General features: G+C 67.4%; 3 protein-coding genes. 1 reads left to right on the forward strand and 2 read right to left on the reverse strand.

Features of this window, described 5'->3' with window-relative positions; translation table 11 throughout:
• A partial coding sequence (locus tag IT293_13830) for a beta-propeller fold lactonase family protein (GenBank protein MCC6765732.1) occupies window positions 1-3,244 on the reverse strand: 3,244 nt, incomplete at its 3' end.
• A 475-nt stretch (window positions 3,245-3,719) separates the two neighbouring features.
• Here IT293_13830 and IT293_13835 point away from each other — a divergent pair.
• Entirely contained in the window at window positions 3,720-4,205 is a 486-nt protein-coding gene (locus tag IT293_13835; protein ID MCC6765733.1) for a hypothetical protein, read from the forward strand.
• Between the two features lie 160 nt (window positions 4,206-4,365).
• On the opposite strand, the gene IT293_13840 is transcribed toward IT293_13835, so the two are convergent.
• Window positions 4,366-4,660, reverse strand: a 295-nt coding sequence (locus IT293_13840; protein ID MCC6765734.1) for a hypothetical protein, incomplete at its 5' end; no start/stop codon positions are given.

A 4,660-nucleotide genomic window follows, 5' to 3' on the forward strand; every position in this document is an offset into this window, starting at 1 on the left:
AGGCGCCGAGGCAGAGCGACTGGCCGTCGCCGCTGATCTTGCCCGCGTTCCGTGCGTCGAGGCAGCGGACCATCGCGCCAACGGCGGTCTTGAGGTAGCCGACGGCGGCGCTCCCGATGGCGCTCTGACACTTGAGCGTGGCCTTGTCGGCGATCGCCGCGACGTCGCCGTAGGCGAGCGCGAGCATCGTCTCCACGCCGCTCGTGATGCGGTCGGCGAGACACCGTTGCACGTCGGCGACGCTGGTCGCGCACGGGTCGAGCGCGCCGAGGTCGCCGGTGGTGCACTTGCCGGCGATGGTCTTGTCGAGCTTGAGGCGCGCCTTGGCGAGCTTGCTCGCCGTCTTCGCGTCGGCTGGTGTGACCTCCTGCCCGGCGAACAGCGAGCCGCGACAAGTGACGGCCGCCCGGCCCGCGAGCTTCCCCTTGGTGATGGCACCGAGACAGCCGCGAATCGTGTTGGCGCGCGCCGTCAGGTAGCCGCGCACCGCCTTGCCGAGCGCCTTCTGGCACTTCTCGTTGGCGAGCGGCGCCACGGGCGGATTCGCCGGCGTGAGCGTGCTGCAATACGGGTTGGGGTCGCACACGTCGCCGAGACCGTCGAGGTCGCTGTCGAGCGCCGCGTCGTCCTGGGCTTCGACGCAGGTGTCGTCTTCGTTGAAGACGCCATCGCCGTCGTTGTCACCGGTGATGACGTTGACGATACCATCGTCGGTGTCGCCGTCCCCGTTCAGGTCGATGCCTTCCACCGACTCGTCCCGTTCCTGGTAGACGATCGGCTGGCCGATGAAGTCGTCGGGGAGAGGCGGCAGATTGGGCGCGCCGGCGCGCGTGCTGAACGCCTTGCGATGCGCGCTCCTAACGTTGAAGATCTGCGCTACGATACCCGTGGCGGAGCCGTCTCCGTCGAGATCCTGGTCGCCTTGGTCGGACTCACGGGTGAGGAAGGCGACGGAATCTCGCAGCACCTTGTACTCTTGGCCTGGACTGCAGCCGGGCAGGTCGCAGACGACGACCGACTGGCGTGTGTTGATGAGCCTGTCGTGCTTCAAGTCATAGACGAACAGAACGGCATCGAGAGTGTCGCCGTCGCCGTTCAGGTCCCCCTCGTCGTTCTCCGACGAGCGGAAGGCGATGAGATTTCCGCCGACGACGAAATCCATCAGGCTCTGGGGGACGAAAGTCACTTGTCCGGTGGCGGTGCGATAGATCCCTGGGACGTCATCGTGGATATCACCGTCGCCGTTCAGATCCGTGCCGACGAACCCAAAACCTACACGGACCCCTTCTCCCGCACCGAACACGACGACCCCCTGGCATGTGCCACCGGGGCAGTCACCATCAGTCTGACAGGCGTCACCGGTGCTGCTGCCACTGCTGCACACGTCCGTAGCCGCGATTCCGATCGGAACCCCGGACAGCGTAGAGACGTTCACCGGAACGATTTGAGGAGGGCTCACGAGCGCGCTCGTCGGCACGACGCCGACGACGCTGTTGAACTGGCCATTGCCGTCGAGATCGACCGGCGGCGTTTGCGAACCCTCGGGGATCTCCAGAGCGAGCACTTGCGCCGACAGCGCGACGCGGTCCGCAGCAAATGCGGAGACATTGGTGAGCTGCGTCACCGTGTCGGTGGCGGCATCGTACGCATAGACGAGACGGTCGTCCGTATCGCTATCCCCGTTCCGATTCGTCCCCCCGCTGTTTCCCTCCGGGCTCAGGAAGACGGCCCTGCCGGCGGCGGCCGCGGCCAGGCTCGCGGGCTCGGCGCCGAGGCCCGGTCGTGGCATACCGGTCATGGTGTCAAAGGTGCGGAGGCGGCCGTTCCGTTCCCAGCCGTATAGGTAAGCATTCGGTGCAGCATCGTAGAAAGCATATAGGTGCTCGCTGTCCGGACTCATGGCCAAGCTCCGGGTCGGAGTGAAGGGCAAGAAGTTCACGTCCTCGGCTTCGACGAAGCTGAGCGCGCCGCCCGGCGTGACACGCTCGAAAACCGCGAATCCGGAAGCGTCGCCGCCCGCGTAGACGGTGCGCGCGTCGGGCGCGATGGCAAGCGATTGGACAGCGGCGATCCCGCTCACGCCGCTCACACCTTCGACCTTGGCCTCGAGGAAGGTGAGCCCACCCGTGACCGCATCCCGCCCGAACACGGAGACAGCGCTATCGGTGTCGGCGGCGACGTAGACGTTCATCCCGTCGCTACTGACGACGACCTCGCGCGCGCCGGCGAGCGACGGCCCACCGAGCCCGCCGTCGGGGTAGCTCGCCAGGAAAGTGAGCTCCCCCGTCATGAGATTGCGCGTGAAAGCGGTCACCGCCGAAGACGCATGCGCCGCGACGTAGACGTGCTTGCCGTCGGGGCTGACCGCGAGGCCGCGCGGCTCGTCGAGGTCCGAGCCGGCACCCGCGCCGTTGAATAGCGCCGCTACAAATGCGAGGGCGCCGGTTCCGGCATTGCGACTGAAGACGGCAATCGCGTCCTCACCTGTGCCGGCCGCGTAGAGATGATCGCCGGCGGGGCTGATCGCGAGGCGAGTGACGCCGGTGAGCCCATCGACACCCCCAACCCCGTCGACCTCAACATCGATCGCACTCAACAATATGACGTTCTCGTCCTGGGGATAGAGCCCATTGATGCTGCCCACATTCACGGCGTTGTCGCTCGAGCCGGCGACATAAAAAAAGTTGCTGTCTGGTCCGAAAACGACGCCGCTCGCGCCACCAAGCCCTGAAAACCCTTCGTCGCCGTTGGAGTATGAAGAGTTGTCCTTGAGACCTCCCGTCTCGGGGTCGCGTCGGTTAAATCGGATGATCGAATCGAGTCGTCCGGTGCCAACGATCCACTGTCCGTTCGGACTGACGGCGATGGAGCCCTCTCCGGGGTCGGCGTGCTGCCCGGCGTAAGAATAATTCAGCAACGACACACCGGCGACCGGCTCGCGGTAGAACACGAGGTCGCCCACGATCGCAACCGGCTGCCGGCCGACTGCTGGGAAGGAATCGCCGAGCAACGTCGCCGACGGTGTGATCTCGGTGCCCGCCAGATCAAACACCCGCAGCACGTGGTCGAGCGCGTCGCCGTCGCCGTTCAGGTCCGTCGCGTTCTGATCACGCTCGGACTCAAGGAAGGCGACCATTCCCCGTGCCGTCGTCACCGCCGCCGGGCCGACGAGCGGGCTGTGCGGGTTCGCCGCCGCCATGCCCGTGCTCGTGCTGATGCCGGTGGCGCCGTCGAGGATCTGCACGACGCGGTCCTCTTCGTCGGTGTCGCCGCTGGAGAAGTTCAAGTTCTCGGCCTCGAGGCTCTCGTCGCGCGCATAGGCGACCCCGGTCCCCGACGACTGGAGATTGGCGAGTGGCACCGGTGCGCCGCTCTCGGCCGAGAACGTCGTCATCACGATCGGCCCGCGCCCGCCGTTCGAGAAGCGGTCGCTGAGATCGAAGATTGCGGGACCTCCCGCGCCGTCCGTGCGGGCCACGCGAATGATCGCCTGCAACGCGTCGGTCGTTCCGAAGATCGCGTCGCCCGTCGCCGTCGCGCGCAAGAGCGGCGGCAGCGGCCGGCCGTCGACCGTGAACGAGCGCGCGTAGGTGGTGTCGGGCACCACGATCGGTACCCCGGGGCTCGCGGCGAAGGCGTCGAGGGTGGCGAACGCCGACACCAAGCGTGCGACTGGTTCGCCGGGTCCGAGCGGCAGCACGTCTTCGTAGTCGAACGGAATGAGCAAGTTCCCGCCGCCGTCGAGCGTCCCCAGCATCTGCGGCGCGCCCATCGCGAGTGCGTTGAAGTCGTTGGCCTTCGGCAGGACCGTGAAGTGCTCGAAGATCGGCTCGGCCTCGTCGCTGCACGCCGTCGCGCTCGGCCGCGGCTGCGCGAGCGGGCCGATGTCCGCCACCGTGGTGACCCCACGGACGACGGTGATGCGCGCGGGGCCGGCGAGCCCGTCCGGTGGCAGGAGGCCGGTCGTGTCCGGCATCACGAAAGTGAGCAGACCGCAGTCGCCGCCCGTGCAGTTGCCGATCGTCGCGATGGTGATCGGCACGTTGGTCGTCGGGCCGGCCGGCGGCTCGAACGTGAGCGTCACGGTGTTGTTCGCGGCCACGGGATCGAATCCCGTCGCCCCGTCGCAGGGCCCGAGCCGGAGCTCGACCGTGCGACCGGGAATCGTGATCGGGCTCACCACCGAGCCGACCGTCGAGGGGTAGCTGCGCTCGGCAGGCGGAATCAGGTTGCAGCCGGCGTGGGCGTCGCGGAGGAGCGGTGTCGCAAGCCACTGCGTACAGACGACGAGGATCGTCAACGACAGCAGACGCGATCGAAAGGAAACGGTCATGGGTATCCAGGTGCTCCTTGTGGAGGGTGTTCTCACGGCACTCCGTACGCGCCCCTTACCGCCTCGACCACCCGTCGCCAGCCGGCGCATATCAGGCAATCGTGGACAGCGCACGGGGTCACGCCGCAGCTGTCGATCGCCGTGAGCAGGCCGGCGCCCTTCGTATCGAGGGCCGTCTGCAGCTTGGCATCTGCTTTGGTGAGCTTCGTCCCCGCGCTCGGGTCCGTCGGCGCGGTGATGCCGCTCGGCGTCGAGGCGCCGAGGCAGAGCGACTGGCCGTCGCCGCTGATCTTGCCCGCGTTCCGTGCGTCGAGGCAGCGGACCATC

It is taken from the genome of Deltaproteobacteria bacterium (genome assembly GCA_020848745.1).
Classification (GTDB): domain Bacteria; phylum Desulfobacterota; class Binatia; order UTPRO1; family UTPRO1; genus UTPRO1.

Excerpts from the sequence above, each read along its gene's own strand:
- IT293_13835 (MCC6765733.1), top strand. The coding sequence starts at position 3,720 with ATGAGCAAGTTCCCGCCGCCGTCGAGCGTCCCCAGCATCTGCGGCGCG.